Raw genomic sequence first — 19,401 nt, 5'->3', positions numbered from 1 at the left:
ATCTCCTTTTGTTAATTCTATAGCTTGAGAGTTGCTAGAAGCACCTCTCAAGTTTTGTCGGATTTTTTTAAATTTCAAGAAATCTGTGTAGCATCAATCAAGGTTGCCTCGGTCGCTTCTTGAACTTGTTCAAAAGTAACGCCTGGGCTAAGCTCGATGACATGTAAGCCTTGCTCAGTCACTTCAATAACAGCCAATTCAGTCACTATCAAATCTACAGCTCCTTTAGCAGTAAGCGGTAACGTGCATTCTTTAAGGATTTTATGCCTGCCTTTGTTAGTGTGTTCCATTGCAACAATTACCTTTTGGGCTCCTGTTAATAAATCCATAGCGCCGCCCATACCAGGAACCATCTTGCCAGGGATCATGTAGTTAGCGATATTGCCTTTTTCATCCACCTGAAGAGCGCCTAGTACAGTCAGGTCAACATGACCACCTCGAATGATACCAAAAGACAGTGAGCTGTCAAAGAAGGCACCGCCTTCTAAAATGGTTACAGGAGCACCGCCAGCATTAGAAATATAGGGATCAAAGGTTTCTTCGGTAGGGCTTGGACCCAGCCCGATAAGACCGTTTTCAGATTGAAATAGAATGTCCTTATCACTTGGCAAATAATTGGAAACCATAGTAGGTAGACCAATGCCCAAATTAACAACAAAGCCATCTTCTAGTTCCTGAGCAACACGTTTTGCAATAAATTCTTTAACATTTTCCATTACGCTATTGAACCTCCGTCTACAACATGATCAACAAACAAGCTTGGCACACAAATAGCATCTGGATCAAGTTCGCCTATTTCAACAACTTGATCAACTTCGGCTAAGACGTAATCAGCAGCAGTAGCAGCGAGTAAATTAAAGTTTTGTGTTGAGCCGTGGAACTGCAAGTTTCCAGCCTTATCCGCCTTGTTTGCAAAAACAAGTGCAACATCTGCCTTCAAAGGTTTTTCCAAGAGGAAATCTTTGCCGTCAACTGCAATAACTTGTTTTCCTTCTTGAACAGCGGTTCCTAAACCAGTAGGAGTAAGAATACCGCCTAAACCAAAACCGGCAGCACGAATTTGTTCAATCAAAGTGCCTTGAGGGACTAGATGTACATCGGTTTCTCCTTCGATCATTTGACGGCCGGTTTCACGGTTAGTACCAATGTGGGAAGCATAGATGGTACTTACTCGTTTTTCGGCAATGAGTTTCCCTAAACCTTTGTCAATAAAGCCTGTGTCATTAGCAATTAACGTCATGTTTTTAGTGCCTTTTGCTAAGAGAGCATCTACTAATTTATTAGGACCACCTACAGTTAGGAACCCACCAATGATGATGGTTGCACCATCTTGAATATTTTCAAGGGCTTTTTCAATAGAAACAACTTTATTTTTTACCATTATTTTTCCACCACCAATGCTAATCCTTGACCTCCACCGATACAAAGCGTGGCCAGTCCGTAATGAGAATCTTGTTTTTGCATTTCATGTAAAAGAGTAACGACAATGCGAGCACCACTTGCTCCAATAGGGTGTCCAAGCGCAATTGCCCCACCGTTGACATTTATTTTTTCACTTGCTGCTCCAAGTTCTTTTCCAACACAAAGAGCTTGAACAGCAAAGGCTTCGTTAGCTTCAATCAGGTCAATATCGTCAATTGAAAGGCCTGCTTTATCTAACGCTTTACGACTAGCAGGAATTGGCCCTGTCCCCATAACTGCTGGATCAACACCGGCGCTTGCATAGGATTTGATGCGTGCTAGAGGGGTTAAACCGAGTTCTTTAGCTTTTTCCTGAGTCATCAAAACAAGCACAGCTGCTCCATCATTAATACCTGAAGCGTTACCTGCTGTTACAGAACCTCCCTCGCGCTTGAAAGCTGGGCGAAGTTTGCTTAGGGATTCATCGGTAGTACCGAAACGAGGGTATTCATCAGTGTCAACAACTAGAGGGTCACCTTTTCTCTGCGGAATCATGATAGGAACAATCTCGTCTTTGAACTTTCCAGCCTTGATAGCAGCCTCTGCTTTTTGCTGACTCTGAGCTGCAAAAGCATCTTGCTCTTCTCGATTGATCTGGTAACGTTCTGCGATATGTTCAGCAGTCACACCCATATGGTAATTTTTAAAAGCGTCTGTAAGGCCATCATTAATCATGGTATCAATGAGTTGGGCGTTGCCCATCTTGCTTCCCCAACGCATACCTGGAACAACATAAGCGGCTTGGCTCATATTTTCAGTACCACCTGCTACGACGATATCCGAATCACCGACCATAATGCTCTGAATCCCCAAAGTAATGGCTTTTAATCCTGAACCACAGACCTTGCTAACCGTAAAGGATGGCACTTCTTGTGGGATTCCAGCCTTGATGGCAATTTGTCTAGCAACATTTTGACCTAGGCCAGCACTTAGGACATTCCCAAAAATGAGTTCATCTACTTGACTTGGGTCAAGTTTAATCTTATCAAGCGTAGCTTTAACGAGATCGCACCCTAAGTCAACGGCACTAACACCTTTAAAGACCCCTCCAAATGCACCAATAGCAGTCCTTTGAGCTGCAACTATAACAACATCTTTCATCTTTTCCTCCTTATGTTTGGAAATATTTTTTGACACGTGCCTTTTACAGTTATATTGTAAGCGATTTACTTTTGACAATCCACTACATTTTTGTTATGCTTTTTTATAACAAAATGTTATAGTTGGTGTCGTCTATGAATATTAGTCAAATGGATTACTTTGTAGAAATAGTGGAAGCGGATTTTAATCTGTCCATCGCTGCGGAGAAGCTCCATATCTCACAACCTGCTCTTAGTAATCTCATCACACGCTTTGAGCAGAATCAAAACGTTCAGCTTTTTGTTAGACGAAATGGTCGTAATGTTGCCTTAACTCCTGCTGGAGATCTGTTATATACAACTTGTAAGAAAATGACCAAGTTATACAACGAGATGGAAGAGAAAATGTTTCAAATATCCCGTTATCATAAGGGAGTTATCAGAATAGGTGTGCCGCCGCTTATCTTAAGTATTCTGTTTACGCAAGTTTTGTCGCAATTCATTGCTAAAAATCCTAACATTAAATTCGAAATCCATGAATTCGGTGCCTATCATCTCATTGATTTGTTGGAAGCAGGAAAAATCGATATCGCCATTTTATTGCAACCTAACCGAGTGAATCCAAAATTTTACAAGGATGTACTGTTGTATGAAGCGAAACTCATAGCCTATATGGCGCAATCACATCCATTGGCTCAAAAAACAGAGTTGACTTGGCAAGATTTAGATGATCAAGTTTTGGCAACTTTTGACGAGTCCTTCATGATTTACCATTTATTAAAGAATGCACTCAAAGAAAAACAGGTTAATGCCAAAATAATGACTCAATCAGGGTCTTGGGATTTTTTAGTTGAGACCGCTAGACAGTCAGAAATGTTAACGTTGTTGCCTGGCGTTGTTCAAAATTTTATCAATCGTGAAGGGCTTTCTATCCTAGCAATTGAGGATCCTATTCCTTGGAAAATTTCAATAGTCTATCCTAGAAAAGCGCATTATTCTTTTTTGGAGCAGTATGCCATTGATAGTTTAAAGAAATATTTTAAAGATGGAGAAGACATTCTTCCGATTGAAGAATTTTAGTATAAAATGAATAAAATTAAGGTATTTTATGAGATTAGATAAATTTATCGTAGCAGTAGGAGCAGGCTCGCGCAGTCAGGCTAAAGCGATGGTCAAGGCCAAGAGACTGACGGTTAATGGTCAGATCGCTAAGAAAGCCGATATGAAAATTGATGAGGAGACAGCTGTTATCTGTCTAGATGGCCAAGTGCTTGACTACTCAGAATTTGACTATATCATGCTCAACAAACCAGCAGGTGTCATTTCAGCTACAGAGGACGCGAAAGATCGGACTGTTTTGGATTTGCTTCCTAAGCGTTATCACCGTGTTGCACCTGTCGGTCGTCTGGATAAGGACACGGTCGGTCTCCTGCTTTTGACCAATGACGGTCAGCTCAGTCATAATCTCTTATCACCTAAAAAACATGTGGATAAATGCTATCAAGTGACATTAGAAAAAAACTGCTCGACAGAAGCAGTTGCGCAAATGGCTGAGGGAATTGAGTTAGATGACGGTTATGTGTGTCTACCCGCCAAACTGGAAATTTCTGAGAAGAACGCTCATTTAGTCTATCTAACTATCCAAGAAGGTAAATTTCATCAGGTCAAGCGGATGTTCGCTGCTTTAGGCAATAGAGTCACTCATCTCAAACGCCTTCGGATGGGAAGCTTGATTTTGGACGAAGATCTATCAGAAGGAGACTTTCGGCTTCTGACAGCATCAGAACTAGCGACCTTAAAAGAACATTCGTGAAAAACGGACGTTCTTTTAAAAATACCGCCTTCTATTTTTAAAAGACGGACATTTGGGATAAAATAGAGAATGGAAGCGTGGAAAACACGTAGCGATGCTAGCGTCTGGTACAGAATAACTGGCATAGGTAGGTCATCATTTTTTTCGAGGTAGACCAAATGAACTACGATTCACCCGTTTTTGACTATGAAGATATTCAACTAATTCCTAATAAATGTGTTGTTAAAAGCCGTTCTGAAGCAGACACATCTGTCGTTTTTGGAGGACACACTTTCAAACTCCCTGTGGTTCCTGCCAATATGCAGACCATTCTGAATGAAGAGCTTGCTGAATCCTTAGCAAAAGAAGGCTATTTCTACATTATGCACCGTTTTGAGGAAGATAAGCGCAAGCCCTTTGTCTCCAAAATGCATGCGCAAGGTTTGATCGCCTCTATTTCAGTTGGTGTCAAAGATTACGAGTACGACTTCGTGACCTCGCTGAAGGACGATGCGCCTGAATACATCACTATCGATATTGCTCACGGTCACTCAGATTCTGTGATTAACATGATTAGGCACATCAAGGCTGAACTGCCTGAGACTTTTGTGATTGCAGGAAATGTCGGCACACCAGAAGCTGTCCGCGAGTTGGAAAACGCTGGTGCAGATGCAACTAAGGTTGGTATCGGCCCAGGAAAGGTCTGCATTACCAAAGTCAAAACTGGCTTTGGAACAGGTGGTTGGCAGTTGGCTGCGCTGCGCCTTTGTGCAAAAGCTGCGCGTAAGCCGATTATCGCTGATGGCGGCATTCGTACTCACGGTGATATTGCTAAGTCTGTCCGTTTCGGGGCTAGTATGGTCATGATTGGATCACTATTTGCCAGTCACAATGAAAGCCCTGGCGAGACCATCGAAATAGACGGTAAAGAATTCAAAGAATACTACGGTTCAGCCTCTCAATTCCAAAAAGGGGAGTACAAAAATGTTGAAGGTAAGAAAATCCTGTTGCCGACCAAAGGTAGTATTTTTGACACCTTGACCGAGATGCAACAAGATTTGCAATCATCCATCTCTTACGCAGGTGGACGCGACTTAGAGAGCTTGACCAAGGTAGACTATGTGGTCGTGAAAAATTCCATCTGGAATGGCGATAGCATTTAAGAAAGAAGTCATGAGTAGGGCAGAACAGCTGTCTTACTCTTTTTACGTATTACAGGCATGTTGTCCTCTAGGGGAAAGTCCTATGGGCACCTGCTCTTGGTGAATCTGATAGCGATTCCTAAGCCTGATGCTAAAAATAATGACCGTAGGTTTTTGATGAGTTTGTCCATTGAGTGTATCCAGCTCTTGCTGGATCTCCTCTTTGATGTAGGTTGCGTCTTTGAAATCAATGATCTCTGGACTAATACACAAGGAGGAGGGACTGCCTATCTTATCTATCACATACGGCAAAATCTTTTATTAAACAGTAGTCTCGTTTCAAAAAAGGTTTGAGAGCAAAAGAAAAATTTGATAAGAAATACTGCACCCAATGTTAGATGCAAAATCTAATATTGGGTGCAGTTTATTTTAGGAACTAGAAGTGTTGAATTTAATCTAGGAGGTGCAGCTTCTATTTTAGGAGATTGGTTAGCTCTTTGGTTGTTTCAAAAATAGATTTTAATTGAGAGACATCATCTTGAATCATAGCTAGGTACAATAAGTCTGTTAAGAACATTGAATTGTTTCGTGAATCGATAGCACCAACTCGTAACTCTTGCTCGTGTCTGGGAATACGGAAAATAAAGTCGCAAATAGTGACGATCGGACTTGTTCCAACACCTGTAATGGCAATCGTTTTTAAAGAATGGGAAGCAGCAAACTGTAGAGGAACTAACACTTCCTTGGTTGTTCCACTGTAGCTGATTCCAATGGCAATATCATCTTTTGATGCAGAGACAATGCTGGCTGTCTGGATATGGGAATCCTGGGTATAAATACAATTTTTTCCTAGCCGATTTAGTTTGTAGTAAAAATCGCTACAAACAGTCCCCGATGTTCCAACACCAAAGAGGTAGATGGTAGTAGCTTTGCGGATAAGCTCGACCACATATTTCAATTCTTCAATATTGATTAGGCTGAGGGTTTCTTGGATAGAGGTCATATTGGAATTGGCCAATTTCATGACCAGCTGTTCGACACTATCTCCTGAAGTAAACTGAGCATCGTATAGTTCATTATATCTGGTATTAAATAGTTCTAACTTGAATTTATTAAAATGAGAAAATCCTAATTTTTTTGCCAAACGACTGACAGTTGCTGTCGAGGTATGACACTGGTTTGCTAAATATTGGATGGTCATTGTTTCGACACCTATAGGATTTTCTTCTATAAATTGGAGTATACGTTGTTCGGATTTTGTCAGACCATTGATCTTCGAAGAAAAAATTGTCATGTCCTTTTTTCCTTTGACTAATTTGTATATCTTATTGTACACTATTTTGTCTGTTTTAGGGGTTATTATAGCTGTTCCACTCAAAAAAACTTATATAGTAACCCATGACATACAGTATTGATTTTAGAACTCGCGTTCTTACCTTTGTCAATGAAGGACATACACGAACAGAAACTTGCAAGTTTTTCAGCATTAACCCGACAACGTTACACTAATGGGAAAGGTGAAGGGGCTACTCCTGCAATACCAATCTGTCTGGTCTTGTTTGAATGCTGCTTTTTGAAGCGGCGGAATGATTATATCTATTAATTTTGTGTAAAATAATTACACAAAAAAATAAAAATATTGAAAAATAATTTCAAAAGTGTATAATAAGAGTAAGTAAACGTTTGCAAAAAAACAAAGGAGGTGTCTATGGACATTCATGAGTTACATACCGAGCAAGTCAATCCAGCATCCGAAACTATAGAAGAGATGAGTATCACGGAATTGACTGCTTATATCAATCGGGAGGATCAAACAGTTGCCCAATCAGTAGCGCAGGTTTTACCCCAAGTCAATCGTCTCGTCGAAGAAACGGTTCAGTGTATCCGTAATCAAGGACGAATCATCTATATTGGAGCAGGAACATCAGGTAGATTGGGAATTTTAGATGCTTCTGAATGCCCGCCGACTTATGGAGTTAATCCTGATATGATACAGGGAATCATTGCAGGAGGATCAGAAGCGATTTTATCTGCCCAAGAAGGAGCAGAGGATTCCGAGCTTGCCGCGGTAGAGGATTTACAGGATCATCAGCTATGCGATAAGGATATAGTTATTGGCTTAGCAGCTTCAGGGCGGACGCCCTATGTTCTTTCAGGGCTTATCTATGCTAAAAAGATTGGTGCTAAAACAGCTTCGATTTCCTGCGTGAAGGGGGCTAAGTTGTCAGCTATTGCCGAGATTGCGATAGAAGTCTTGGTAGGGCCAGAAGTGGTGGCAGGATCCAGTCGCATGAAAGCAGGAACGGCGCAAAAGTTGATTTTAAATATGATTTCAACCGCTACTATGATTCAGCTTGGTAAGGTCTATAAAGGCTATATGGTGGATGTTCAGCCGACCAATGCAAAATTAGTTAAGCGCGCCAAGCACATCATCCAAAAGACAACAAGGTGTAGTGAGTCAGAAGCAGAGGAGGTCTTTGTCAGGTCTAAACAGCAAGTAAAAAAAGCTATTCTTATGCAACTGGGACAGTTGAGTTTAGCAGAAGCTGAAATCTTGCTGGAACAGTATCAAGATCATATTGCTCTTGCAATTGGAGAATGTATGAAAAAGGAGTAAAAAATGGAAATCAAAACAATTGTTAAAGAAGTATTAGCTAGTGTTGGTGGTGTTACAAATGTTTCTGGAAACGCAATCTGTATGACACGCTTGCGTCTTCAATTGAAAGATCGACAACTAGTCCAGTTTGAAACCTTAAAACACATTGAAGGTGTCTTAGGTGTAGTTGATGCGGATACCTTGCAAATCGTCTTTGGTCCTGGTCGGGTGATGTCAGTTGGTCAAGAGTTTGCAGAAGCGACAGGTATTCCCTTAGGAAGTGTTGTAGAAGATACGACAGCGGAAGAGTTAGCGACTGTCAACAAGCAAAAAAATAAGGCCAAGTACGATAAGCCCCTCCAACGTTTTTTACAGAAAATCGCTAATATATTTGTTCCAATTCTTCCAGGAATTATTGCTGCAGGGATGATAAATGGCTTAACGAATATTATCAATGTGAGTACGAACAATGCCTTTGCAATGGTCTGGTGGTACCAGTGTATTCGTACCATGAGCTGGGGTCTCTTTTCTTTTCTGCCGATTTATGTAGGAATGAATGCGGCAAAAGAGTTTAAGGGGAGCCCGATTTTGGGAGCTATTGCAGGTGCCATGTTTGTATCTGTACCATCCATGCCCCTTTTAACAATGGTCAACGAAGAAGCAATTATCCTTCCCTTAGTGAACAAGGCTTACTCTCCAGGAATTGGTGGTCTGTTAGCTGCCCTCTTTGCAGGAATATGTTTTGCTTCCCTAGAAAAAATCATTCGCAACTATACGCCGAGTTTTTTAGATACCTTTTTAACGCCGTTGTTGACAGTCATAACCGGTGGTTTACTGACAGTTATGGTGATTCAACCTTTGGGCAATATCCTAACAGCAGGTATTTACAACAGTTTAACGTTTATGTATGAGCAACTAGGTCTTGTAGGAGGCTACCTTTTATCAGCAGGTTTCTTACCATTAGTGTCGGTAGGGCTTCATCAAGCCTTAACACCAATTCATGTATTGTTAAATAATCCTGAAGGACCGACTGATGGAATCAATTATCTTCTTCCCATTCTGATGACCGCAGGAGGAGGACAAGTTGGGGCAGGTCTTGCTCTCTACTTTAAAACTAAAAATAAAAAGTTAAAACAATTAACCCGTGACTCCTTGCCAGTTGGAGTATTAGGGATTGGAGAACCCTTGATGTATGCGGTTACACTTCCGCTTGGAAAACCCTTTATCACAGCCTGCTTAGGTTCAGGACTTGGTGGTATACTAGCTGTTCTTTTTCACCTAGGAACAGTCACACAGGGAGTATCGGGCTTGTTTGGACTACTTATTATGGTACCAGGGACACAGCTTCAGTATGTGCTTGCTATGTTAGCTGCTTATGTTGGAGGTTTTGCTCTTACATGGTTCTTTGGAGTTGATGAAGAGAGGATTGATGCAGTTTATGGAAGATAAAGTTTTTTTCAGTCACTTGGGTTTTTCCCTCTATATCTCTCAGCCTTTCCAGAAAAATCAGGATATTGTGCTAGAGTATAAAGAAGCAGGCTTCTCATTTGCCTTTACATCTCTAAATATCACAGAAGAAGGTGGAAAACAGCATCAACTTCAAGATATGGTGAGGCTTTGTCAGAAAGAAGGGATAGCCCTCTTTGTGGATATTAATGCGGAGAGCTTTGGTTGTTTAGGGATTGACGGCTTAAAAGAGCTTGGCTGTAGGGCAGTGCGGGTAGATGATGGTTTGTCGGAAGAAGACATTGTTCAATTGTCTCAAGTATTTCTGGTTGTTTGTAATGCGTCTACTTTGACAGTTGATGCGTTGAAGAGGTTACAGAAAAAGGGATTAAACCCGAACAAGGTAATGGCCTGTCATAATTATTATCCTAAAACTTATACTGGTCTAAGCATGGAACGTCTCTGCAGAATAAATGAGGAACTTCATCGATATGCTATTCCAGTCATTGCCTTTGTTCCTGGTGATGAATACCGAATGCCCTTATTTGAAGGTTTACCAACAGTGGAAGAGCATCGAGCTTTTACACCATTACAAGCTAGTGTAGATTGCCTTGTGAGGGGAGGCTGCGATTATGTTTGTGTCGGAGACACTCGCTTATCTTTTGAATCTCTCATAGAGATGTCTTATTTGTCCAAAAGGATTATTCCTCTAAAAGCAAATGTACCAGATGCTTGCAAAGGACTGGTTTTTGAAAATCGAATCGATAAAAGCGACTATGTCATTCGAGCAGCGCATTCAAGGAGTCAATTAGCTGGTCTTGGGCTGAAAGGGCATTGTGTGAAGCGCTACCGAGGAGATATTGTGCTAGCGAATGCTCACTTTTTACGTTATGAGAATGAGCTAGAGATCTGTTTGGTAGACTTACCAAAGGACAGTCGACAAGAAGTGATAGGTTCAGTAGAAGCTAGCAGTAGACTCTTGTTAGATGCCATCGAAGCGCCATTTTCTTTTGTATTTCTCTAATGTAGATTGAACAACAGTCAAAACCACCTGTGAAAACGGGTGGTTTTGACTGTTCTCGAATAGAAAAACTGGCTTAGGATTTCTGAGCTAGTTATTGATATATGAAAAACCTATTAGCACACCTTTTCTTGAATTTTTGTCAATCCGGTTTTGTTCAGAACTGCTAGCTTGCTTAAAAATTCAAGAAGATCATTAGTGACTTCCCAAGCACGTCACTTTTCACTGCTGATTGATGATAAAGAGGGCGATTTTTGAAATATCAGTTGCTCCCTATTTCCAAGAAAACTCCAACTTGAGACCTATTGTATAGAAGAAAAGAAGAAAAATCTTGACAGCTTCTTAAAAATAGTTTACTATCTATTGGAGTTTAGTTAAGATAAGAAAAGAGATGAAACGTGGCAACTGCAACTAAGAAAAAAGCTAGCAAAAGCGCAACCAAAAAAAATCTAGTCATCGTGGAGTCGCCAGCTAAGGCAAAAACGATTGAGAAATATTTAGGCCGCAACTATAAGGTTGTGGCTTCTGTTGGCCATATTAGGGACTTGAAAAAGTCCTCTATGTCTATTGATTTTGAGAACAATTATGAGCCGCAATACATCAATATTCGTGGAAAAGGGCCGCTCATCAATGACTTGAAAAAGGAAGCTAAGAAAGCTTCCAAAGTCTATCTGGCCAGTGACCCAGACCGTGAAGGAGAAGCGATTTCTTGGCATTTGGCTCATATTTTGAAGCTTGACTTAGAAGATCAAAACCGTGTCGTTTTCAACGAGATTACTAAAGATGCCGTCAAAAACGCTTTTAAGGAGCCTCGTTCAATTGATCAGGATTTGGTTGATGCTCAGCAAGCGCGTCGGGTCTTGGATCGTATTGTCGGGTATTCGATTTCACCGATTTTATGGAAAAAGGTCAAAAAAGGGCTGTCAGCAGGGCGCGTGCAATCTGTCGCTCTAAAACTCATCATTGACCGCGAAAATGAAATTAAAGCTTTTAAACCAGAAGAGTACTGGACTATTGATGCTACCTTTAAAAAAGGCCAAAAGACCTTTCAGGCTGCTTTTTACGGTCTTGATGGCAAGAAAGTCAAGTTGCAAACGAATGATCAGGTCAAGGATGTTCTAAGTCGTCTCGAGGGTGATGATTTCACCGTTGAACAAGTGGAAAAGAAAGAGCGCCGTCGCAATGCGCCGCTACCTTATACAACCTCGACTTTGCAGATGGACGCTGCCAATAAAATTAATTTTAGAACTCGCAAGACCATGATGATAGCGCAGCAACTTTATGAAGGGATCAACCTCGGTAATGGAAACCAAGGTCTTATCACTTATATGCGTACCGACTCGACACGTATTAGTCCTGTGGCACGAGGAGAGGCAGCTAATTTCATCACCGAGCGTTTTGGCGCTAGTTACTCCAAGCACGGCAGCAAGGTCAAGAACGCCGGTGGCGCTCAGGACGCCCACGAGGCCATTCGCCCTTCTAATGTTTTTCAGACACCAGAGAGCATTGCCAAGTATTTGGACAAGGATCAGCTGAAATTATACACCTTGATCTGGAACCGTTTTGTGGCTAGCCAGATGACAGCAGCTGTCTTTGATACGATGAAAGTTAATTTAGCTCAAAATGGTGTCATGTTTACCGCTAATGGCAGTCAGATTAAATTTAACGGATACCTAGCCGTCTATAACGATACAGATAAGGACAAGATGTTGCCAGAAATGGCGGTCGGCGATGTGGTCAAGCGCACCAATACAAAACCAGAGCAACATTTTACACAACCACCAGCTCGTTATTCAGAAGCGACCCTGATTAAAGCGCTTGAAGAAAATGGTGTCGGTCGTCCGTCCACTTACGCACCGACCCTTGAGACCATTCAGCGCCGCTACTATGTCAAATTGGCCGCCAAACGCTTTGAACCGACAGAGCTAGGAGAGATTGTCAATCAATTGATTGTGGCGTTTTTCCCAGATATTGTCAATATCAAGTTTACAGCTGAGATGGAAACTAAGCTTGACGAAGTTGAGACAGGTGATCGCCAGTGGCAGAAGGTTATCGATGACTTTTACCAACCATTTGCTAAGGAATTGGCAACTGCTGAAACGGAGATGGAAAAAATTCAGATCAAGGATGAGCCAGCTGGCTTTGACTGTGACGAATGTGGCCATCCCATGGTCATCAAGCTCGGACGCTATGGCAAATTTTACGCCTGCAGCAACTTCCCAGATTGTCGCAATACCAAGCAGATTGTCAAAGAAATCGGTGTGGTCTGCCCGACTTGTGGCGAGGGGCAAATCATCGAACGCAAGAGCAAACGCAACCGTATCTTTTACGGCTGTGACCGTTACCCAGCTTGTGAGTTCACCTCTTGGGACAAGCCCATTGGCCGTAGCTGTCCAAAGTCTGGGCATTTCCTCGTCGAGAAGGCTGTCCGCGGTGGTGGCAAACAAGTGCTTTGTTCCGATGCTGATTGTGACTACAAAGAAGCTAAAAGCAAATAATTCACGAAACTTGCAGAAATGCAGGTTTTTTGTGTGCAATGGCATGTCATACTCAAACCAAGCCCTTATGTACGAGGGCTGGTCATTGTTATGCTAGAAAGGCATGTACGGTGGTGTGAAAGGGACTACAAGTCAGTCTCTGCTTGATTGGATGTTTAACATCTGATGAAATTCAAGTTTTTACGATTGAGATTCTATGGTTTTCATCTCCCTGATCTTTTATAATAAACTTACAAGAAACAAAGGAGGTCTCTGACCGTGGCACAATTATTATTTGGGTTATCTGTTTTTCTAGCGGGTATTCTCTCGTTTTTCTCCCCTTGTATTTTTCCGTTGCTTCCTGTTTATCTAGGCATTCTGCTTGATGAGTCCAACACAAAGGAAATCAGATTTTTAGGACTGAAGGTTAATTGGTATAGCCTAGTAAAGACTCTTGCCTTTATTGCAGGATTATCAGTCGTTTTTCTCATTTTAGGATTTGGAGCTGGTTTATTTGGAAGTCTTTTATCAAGCTCTTGGGTTCGTTATCTATTAGGGATAGTGGTCATTATTCTGGGACTTCATCAGATGGAACTCATTTCCATAGGAGCCTTATATCGGCAAAAGCAAGTCCGCTTTCAGCAAAAATCAGGGCGTGGCCAATTGCTCAAAGCATTCCTGCTTGGGATTAGTCTCAGCTTTGGTTGGAGCCCTTGTGTTGGACCAGTTCTAAGTTCTGTATTGGCTCTAGCTGCATCAGGCAGCAGCAGCGCTCTTTCAGGTGGTTTTTACATGCTTGTTTACAGTTTAGGCTTGTCACTGCCATTTCTCTTTATTGCCTTGTCTTCGACTTGGGTTTTAAACCATTTTAATAAATTAAAACCTCATCTTTCAAGCTTAAAGAAGGCAGGCGGTATCCTGATTATTCTAATGGGGCTAGTCATGATCTTTGGCGATATCAACAGTCTTGCAGCCCTTTTTCGCTAAATGAAATCATTAAAAAATATAAAAAGGAGTTTTCTCATGAAAAAATCAATTTTACTGCTTAGTCTAGCTTGCGTGGCATTATTAGGAGCTTGTAGTCAACAAGGGTCTAACAAGACATCCAATAATTCGAAGACACCAAAATCTTCCATGAAGTCCAAAGATATGAAGAAGGACACGAAGGACGATATGAAGACAAAAAAAGACAAGATGAAAAATGACAAAACATCAGAAAAGATGGATGACAAAAACATGAGCGATGATAAAGATGATAAAATGGATAATGACAAGATGTCAGATTCCAAAGACGATAAATCTATGAAAGACGACAAGATGAGTAGTGACAAAATGCAAGATGATTCTACAAAAGATAAAGATAAGACGTCCCAACAATAGGATTTCTTATTGGAATAAACACGAGTTAGAATCCTAGAAAAACGGCTTAGCTTTAACGCTCAGTGAAAATCGAAAGCTGATGTCATTATCCTACCATAAAGAGCATCAGTTCTACCTCCGATTTTCTTGTCTCATTCAGCTTTTGATTTTCTTTGAGTATAGTAGTTTTTTGCTTGGTTTGGAAGTGGAATTATTTCAGACGACCAATTAAAACAGTATTATTTTCAAGCTCAGGCAGGAAGTGAGACTGCTTGGGCTTGTTAAAACCGATAAATGGTGAGCGACAATCAACAGTGCATGGGAAACGAGCTCTTTCTTGATGAAAAGTAATGGGACTGGGCTTGAACCCAGCCTCTATCAAATTTCTAAGGATTTTCAAGCGCTCTTTGTATTTTATTTTATGGAGGAATTTTATGAAAAAAGCTTGTTTAATGGCTGGTTTAGTAAGTTTAACGCTTTTAGGAGCTTGCAGCCAGCAATCATCAGAAAAAACACCTGATAAGGCTAAAAAAGACACAACAACGATGCAAGAGAAAAAAGGAGAATCTAATGAGATGAAGCATGACAAAGGAAAGTCTGACCAGATGGTGAATAAAGGTTCGTTAGCTCCTAATTTTGAATTGACAGGAGTTGATGGAAAGGTTTATCGCTTGTCTGATTTTAAAGGAAAAAAGGTATACTTGAAGTTTTGGGCTTCCTGGTGTTCGATTTGCCTCTCAAGTTTACCAGAAACAGAAGAATTAGCTAAGGAACAAGGCGATGACTATGTGGTTCTCACGGTTGTTTCTCCAAATCATAATGGCGAACAATCTACAGAAGGCTTTAAAAAATGGTATAATGGCTTAGAATATAAAGGAATCCCTGTTTTGTTGGACGAAAAAGGCAAGGGCATAGAAGATTATGGGATTCGTGGCTATCCGACAGCGGCCTTTATCGGAAGTGATGGGGTCTTAGTCAAGACGCAGGTCGGCTTTATGTCTAAAGAAGACATCAAAAAAACCTTAGATAGCATCCATTAAGAGAGGTAATAGCAATGGTAAAAGAACATTGGAAATGGCTTTTTCCTCTATTGATCATCCTTATCATAGGAGTTGGCTTGTCTTTTCTAAGAAAACATCCAGTAGACCAGTCATCCATAAAGAAGATTCAGTCCGCAGCAGTCAGCCAACCTATGTCTAAAAATACGAAAGGAGAAGACGCCATGAACAACAAAGACATTCACCATATCCACCTTGCAGGAGGCTGCTTCTGGGGTGTTGAAGAATACTTTTCTCGTATCCCTGGCGTTGTTGATGTGACGGTGGGGTATGCTAACGGTCGCAGTGAAACCACTAACTATCAGCTCATTAGTCAAACTGACCATGCAGAAGCCGTTGACATCAGCTATGATGCGAAGCAGATTAGTTTACGAGAGTTGCTTCTTCATTTCTTCCGAATCATCAATCCGACTAGTGTCAATAAACAAGGTAACGATGTCGGAAGGCAATACCGAACAGGTATTTACTATACCGATGATGACGATTTAGAGACAATTAACCAATTCATCACAGAGCAGGCCAGTCATTTTGACAAACCTATTGCGGTCGAAGTAAAACCGTTATCCAATTATGTCATGGCAGAAGATTACCATCAGGATTATCTTCGAAAAAATCCGAACGGTTACTGCCATATCAACATCAACGAAGCTTCTTATCCTGTGATTGATGCAGCTCTTTATCATAAACCGAGTGACGCTATTTTACGGGAAAAACTATCTGATCAAGAATATGCCGTCACCCAAAAAAACGAAACAGAACGCGCTTTTTCAAACCGTTATTGGGATCAGTTTGAGCCAGGTCTTTACGTTGATGTTGTAACAGGAGAGCCACTCTTTTCTTCTAGCGATAAATTTGAATCGGGCTGTGGCTGGCCGAGCTTCACGCGACCAATTAGCCCCGATGTTGTGAATTACCACGAAGATACTAGCTTTAACATGAAGCGTGTCGAGGTCAGAAGTCGTGTCGGCGATTCTCATCTTGGTCACGTCTTTACAGATGGTCCGAAAGACAAGGGAGGCTTACGCTATTGCATCAATAGCCTGTCTATTCGCTTTGTTCCAAAAGCTGAAATGGAAAAAGAAGGCTACGGTTATCTGATCGATTATGTGAAATAACAAATGGTTTGGTATAATAGGCTAAGAAAACCAAAAGAGATAAAGCAGGAACGATACCTATGTATGGATTATTGATCGCCGAAGATGAGCCCTTAGTGCGAAAAGGGATTCGCAACCTGATTGATTATAGTCAATTCGACATTCACATCGTAGAAGAAGCCGCCGACGGACGTGAAGCTTGGCAAATTTTTCAAGAAAAGCCGATTGATATTGTGTTGACAGATATCAATATGCCACATTTAGATGGGATTTCGCTTGCCCAATTAATCAAGGAGAGAGAGCCTCGGACTCATGTTGTCTTTCTGACAGGCTATGATGAGTTCGACTATGCTCTTTCAGCCTTAAAATTAGGAGCAGATGACTACCTTTTAAAACCTTTTTCAAAAACTGATGTCGAACAGATTCTGAGTCAAATTTTACTTCACTTAAGACAAGCTCAAACAGAGATAGAAGTTAAAGAACTCGTAGAAGGAAAACACCATTCTTCACTAGGGCAAGCTATTCAGGAGCGCCTGTCTGATCCCAACTTAACTTTGAAAAACTTAGCGGATCAGTTGGGGTTTTCTGCTAACTACCTCAGTCAGCTCATCAAAAACGATGTGGGGCAACCTTTCCAGCACTATCTGATTGCTGAGCGGATTAGAAAAGCTAAGTTGTTACTCTTGACAACCGACTTGAAAATATATGAAATCGCTGAGCAGGTTGGTTTTGAAGATATGAATTATTTTTCCCAACGCTTTAAACTGGAAACTGGAAAAACACCACGTCAATTTAGGAAGGAACACGATTGATGAAAAAACCGTCTCTTCTCATCCAGCTCGTTCTTTCCTTTTTTGTCGTTGTGATTGGTTTTTTGGGGCTTATCGGTGTGACCTACTACCAAACAACCTCACAGGCGATTACAGAAGTGACTGTCCAAGCGACACAAAACAGTATCAAACAAGGTGGGGAGTTTGTCCATTCCTACCTTCAAAAATTGCAACAAACAAGTAGCAGCTTAGTGGTCAATCCAACCTTACGGGCCTACATTGAATCGCCGACAACTGCTAACAAGCAGAATTTTGTCCAAATGATGCAAACACTTTTGGAGGCAGACCGTGATCTAGTGGCTGCTACCTTAGTGACCCGATCAGGAGAAGTCATCTCCACCGATACAGAGCTGGACATGAAGACTTCTTCTGATATGATGAAAGAAAGTTGGTATCAAAAGGCTATTGAAGATGAAGCCATGATGCCAGTCTTGACACCTGCGCGGTTAACACAGTTTGCCAACCACAAGGAAGAGTGGATTATCTCGGTCACTCAGGAAGTGTCAGACGCAAATGGTCAGAACTTAGGTGTTTTACGCTTAGACATTGGTTATGAGACATTAGAGACCTATCTTGACAAGCTGGAGTTAGGCTCGACAGGTTTCACGTTTATTATCAATGACCAACATCAATTTGTCTACCATCCAGAAAACAAGGTCTACTCCAGCCAAGTTGAAATGGATCGGTTAAAACCTTACATCGCAGTCAAAAACGGTTTTTCAGACAACCATGAAAAGTATATTTACCAATACAAAATTCCTGATAGCAATTGGACAGTGATCGGGGTAGCATCGTTGAATGGCTTGCATACATTGCAATCGAAAATACTGTCATCTTTTGTAGGGTTGGGAATTGTGAGTCTCATAGTATGCTGTCTTTCGATTTGGTTTATTTTGAAGCGTTGGATTAGCCCCCTGAAACACTTACAACAGGTTATTTTAAAGGTAGGTCAAGGGGATTCCAACATTCGTGCCCAAGAAGTTGGTGCTGTTGAATTAGTGGATTTATCAAGGCAGTTCAATACTATGCTTGATCAAATCAATGTCTTGATGACTGAAATCAAGCAAAATGAACAGAGTATCCGTCAATACGAGCTCCAAGCACTTGCTAGCCAGATTAATCCACATTTCCTTTACAATACCTTGGACACCATTGTTTGGATGGCAGAGTTCAATGATAGTCAGCGCGTGGTTGATTTGACAAAAGCTTTAGCTAAATTTTTCCGTTTAGCACTTAACAATGGCAATGAACTCATTTCCCTCAAGGATGAAATTGACCATGTGCGGCAGTACCTCTTTATTCAAGAACAACGCTATGGTGAAAAACTACAGTATGACATTGAAGAACTCGCAAAATATGATCGCTTCACGCTTCCCAAACTTATCTTACAGCCCATTGTGGAAAATGCTATTTATCACGGTATTAAGCCAGTCGATCGGCCTGGAAAGATTAGACTGACAGTTTCCGAAGCAGACCAGCATATCAAAGTTACCATTTTTGATAATGGTAAAGGATTCTCTCAAGACCAATCAGCTGTGAAAAGTATGCTATCCTCAGGAGTTGGTTTGCAAAATGTTGACCAACGTCTCTCGTTATTTTTCGGAGAGGATTACCAAATGACGATTCAATCTGAGGAGGATCGCTATACAAAAATTAACCTCTTTTTCCCTAAAGGCTAAACGTAAGTGCCCGATAACAAGGTATCCAGTCTAAAATAGTACACCAGACACATGTCTACTGGTTTGATCGTTTTCAACAGTTCAGCGACTCTATTTTTAAGATTTGCCCAAGTTTGCTCGATAGGATTTAGCTCTGGGGAATAAGCAGACAAGAGAAGAAAGTAGTGATTATGAGCTATACATAGGTCATCCAACTTACCTTTAGGGTGAAAGCTGGCAATTTTTAGTAGTCTCTTCCTTGATTGCCAAACACTACTGACTTTTTTCTGATTTTTGCTTTGCACATTGTATTGTCAACTTCCTTGATTGAACAGGAAAAGCTGTTTATAGAAAGTGCTATCTTCTTCAGACGTTTGTTCTGGATCAA

General features: G+C 41.1%; 20 protein-coding genes. 15 read left to right on the top strand and 5 right to left on the bottom strand.

Annotated features, from left to right (window positions below; translation table 11 throughout):
* Positions 1-74: 74 nt before the first annotated feature.
* The 3 genes from A3I5_RS0100440 to A3I5_RS0100430 are packed head-to-tail and all read right to left on the bottom strand — an operon-like array spanning position 75 to position 2,562.
* Positions 75-716: a 3-oxoacid CoA-transferase subunit B gene (locus tag A3I5_RS0100440; RefSeq protein WP_018372639.1), complete on the bottom strand. Its 642-nt coding sequence runs from the start codon at positions 714-716 to the stop codon at positions 75-77.
* Complete coding sequence (locus tag A3I5_RS0100435; RefSeq protein ID WP_018372638.1) at positions 716-1,381, bottom strand: 3-oxoacid CoA-transferase subunit A; 666 nt, start codon at positions 1,379-1,381, stop codon at positions 716-718. The genes A3I5_RS0100440 and A3I5_RS0100435 overlap by 1 nt, the downstream gene beginning before the upstream one ends.
* On the bottom strand, positions 1,381-2,562 hold the full coding sequence (locus A3I5_RS0100430; protein ID WP_018372637.1) for an acetyl-CoA C-acetyltransferase: 1,182 nt from the start codon (positions 2,560-2,562) through the stop codon (positions 1,381-1,383). The genes A3I5_RS0100435 and A3I5_RS0100430 overlap by 1 nt, the downstream gene beginning before the upstream one ends.
* A 134-nt stretch (positions 2,563-2,696) precedes the next feature.
* On the opposite strand from A3I5_RS0100430, the gene A3I5_RS11400 reads away from it, so the two are divergent.
* From A3I5_RS11400 to A3I5_RS13015, 4 genes are all read left to right on the top strand, one after another.
* Positions 2,697-3,620 carry a LysR family transcriptional regulator gene (locus tag A3I5_RS11400; RefSeq protein ID WP_018372636.1) on the top strand — a complete coding sequence of 308 codons (924 nt, stop codon included), beginning with the start codon at positions 2,697-2,699 and terminating at the stop codon, positions 3,618-3,620.
* Between the two features lie 28 nt (positions 3,621-3,648).
* The gene (locus A3I5_RS0100420) at positions 3,649-4,353 is read left to right on the top strand and encodes a pseudouridine synthase (RefSeq protein WP_018372635.1); all 705 of its coding nucleotides are present in this window, start codon (positions 3,649-3,651) and stop codon (positions 4,351-4,353) included.
* 158 nt (positions 4,354-4,511) lie between these two features.
* On the top strand, positions 4,512-5,495 hold the full coding sequence (gene guaC, locus A3I5_RS0100415; RefSeq protein WP_018372634.1) for a GMP reductase: 984 nt from the start codon (positions 4,512-4,514) through the stop codon (positions 5,493-5,495).
* A 57-nt stretch (positions 5,496-5,552) separates the two neighbouring features.
* Positions 5,553-5,828, top strand: a complete 276-nt coding sequence (locus A3I5_RS13015) for a VanZ family protein (RefSeq protein WP_083903272.1) — start codon at positions 5,553-5,555, stop codon at positions 5,826-5,828.
* Between the two features lie 118 nt (positions 5,829-5,946).
* Here A3I5_RS13015 and A3I5_RS0100405 read toward each other — a convergent pair whose 3' ends face one another.
* Positions 5,947-6,768: a MurR/RpiR family transcriptional regulator gene (locus A3I5_RS0100405; RefSeq protein WP_018372632.1), complete on the bottom strand. Its 822-nt coding sequence runs from the start codon at positions 6,766-6,768 to the stop codon at positions 5,947-5,949.
* Positions 6,769-6,872: 104 nt separating this feature from the next.
* Here A3I5_RS0100405 and A3I5_RS13035 point away from each other — a divergent pair, with 104 nt between their 5' ends.
* The 11 genes from A3I5_RS13035 to A3I5_RS0100355 all read left to right on the top strand — a co-directional run bounded on the left by A3I5_RS13035 (position 6,873) and on the right by A3I5_RS0100355 (position 19,034).
* Entirely contained in the window at positions 6,873-6,983 is a 111-nt protein-coding gene (locus A3I5_RS13035) for an IS630 transposase-related protein (RefSeq protein WP_145955175.1), read from the top strand.
* Positions 6,984-7,182: 199 nt separating this feature from the next.
* A complete protein-coding gene (gene murQ / locus A3I5_RS0100400; protein WP_018372631.1) occupies positions 7,183-8,091 on the top strand; it encodes an N-acetylmuramic acid 6-phosphate etherase in 909 nt (302 codons plus the stop codon).
* Between the two features lie 3 nt (positions 8,092-8,094).
* Complete coding sequence (locus A3I5_RS0100395; protein ID WP_018372630.1) at positions 8,095-9,519, top strand: PTS transporter subunit EIIC; 1,425 nt, start codon at positions 8,095-8,097, stop codon at positions 9,517-9,519.
* Positions 9,509-10,540, top strand: a complete 1,032-nt coding sequence (locus tag A3I5_RS0100390) for a MupG family TIM beta-alpha barrel fold protein (protein WP_231869675.1) — start codon at positions 9,509-9,511, stop codon at positions 10,538-10,540. Before A3I5_RS0100395 ends, A3I5_RS0100390 begins: the two co-directional genes overlap by 11 nt.
* 395 nt (positions 10,541-10,935) lie before the next feature.
* Positions 10,936-13,035 (top strand): type I DNA topoisomerase, encoded by a 2,100-nt coding sequence (gene topA / locus A3I5_RS0100385; RefSeq protein ID WP_018372628.1) that lies wholly within the window; start codon positions 10,936-10,938, stop codon positions 13,033-13,035.
* 258 nt (positions 13,036-13,293) lie between these two features.
* Positions 13,294-14,001, top strand: coding sequence for a thiol-disulfide oxidoreductase-associated membrane protein CcdA2 (gene ccdA2, locus A3I5_RS0100380; protein WP_018372627.1), 708 nt, complete (start codon positions 13,294-13,296; stop codon positions 13,999-14,001).
* A 36-nt stretch (positions 14,002-14,037) separates the two neighbouring features.
* A complete protein-coding gene (locus A3I5_RS0100375; protein WP_018372626.1) occupies positions 14,038-14,394 on the top strand; it encodes a hypothetical protein in 357 nt (118 codons plus the stop codon).
* Positions 14,395-14,807: 413 nt separating this feature from the next.
* Positions 14,808-15,413 (top strand): TlpA family protein disulfide reductase, encoded by a 606-nt coding sequence (locus A3I5_RS0100370; RefSeq protein WP_018372625.1) that lies wholly within the window; start codon positions 14,808-14,810, stop codon positions 15,411-15,413.
* 14 nt (positions 15,414-15,427) lie between these two features.
* On the top strand, positions 15,428-16,546 hold the full coding sequence (gene msrB / locus A3I5_RS0100365) for a peptide-methionine (R)-S-oxide reductase MsrB (RefSeq protein WP_040834394.1): 1,119 nt from the start codon (positions 15,428-15,430) through the stop codon (positions 16,544-16,546).
* 59 nt (positions 16,547-16,605) lie between these two features.
* Positions 16,606-17,337 carry a response regulator transcription factor gene (locus A3I5_RS0100360; protein ID WP_018372622.1) on the top strand — a complete coding sequence of 244 codons (732 nt, stop codon included), beginning with the start codon at positions 16,606-16,608 and terminating at the stop codon, positions 17,335-17,337.
* A complete protein-coding gene (locus A3I5_RS0100355) occupies positions 17,337-19,034 on the top strand; it encodes a cache domain-containing sensor histidine kinase (RefSeq protein ID WP_018372621.1) in 1,698 nt (565 codons plus the stop codon). Before A3I5_RS0100360 ends, A3I5_RS0100355 begins: the two co-directional genes overlap by 1 nt.
* Here the strand turns inward: A3I5_RS0100355 and A3I5_RS13030 are convergent.
* A complete protein-coding gene (locus A3I5_RS13030) occupies positions 19,031-19,318 on the bottom strand; it encodes a transposase (protein WP_018372620.1) in 288 nt (95 codons plus the stop codon). The genes A3I5_RS0100355 and A3I5_RS13030 overlap by 4 nt on opposite strands.
* Positions 19,319-19,401 lie beyond the last annotated feature (83 nt).

Origin of the sequence: Streptococcus merionis DSM 19192, from assembly GCF_000380085.1 — a bacterium.
In the GTDB taxonomy this organism is placed as follows: Bacteria; Bacillota; Bacilli; order Lactobacillales; family Streptococcaceae; genus Streptococcus; species Streptococcus merionis.
Note: the sequence above shows the minus strand (reverse complement) of the source record. Positions and strands in the feature narration are given on the sequence as shown.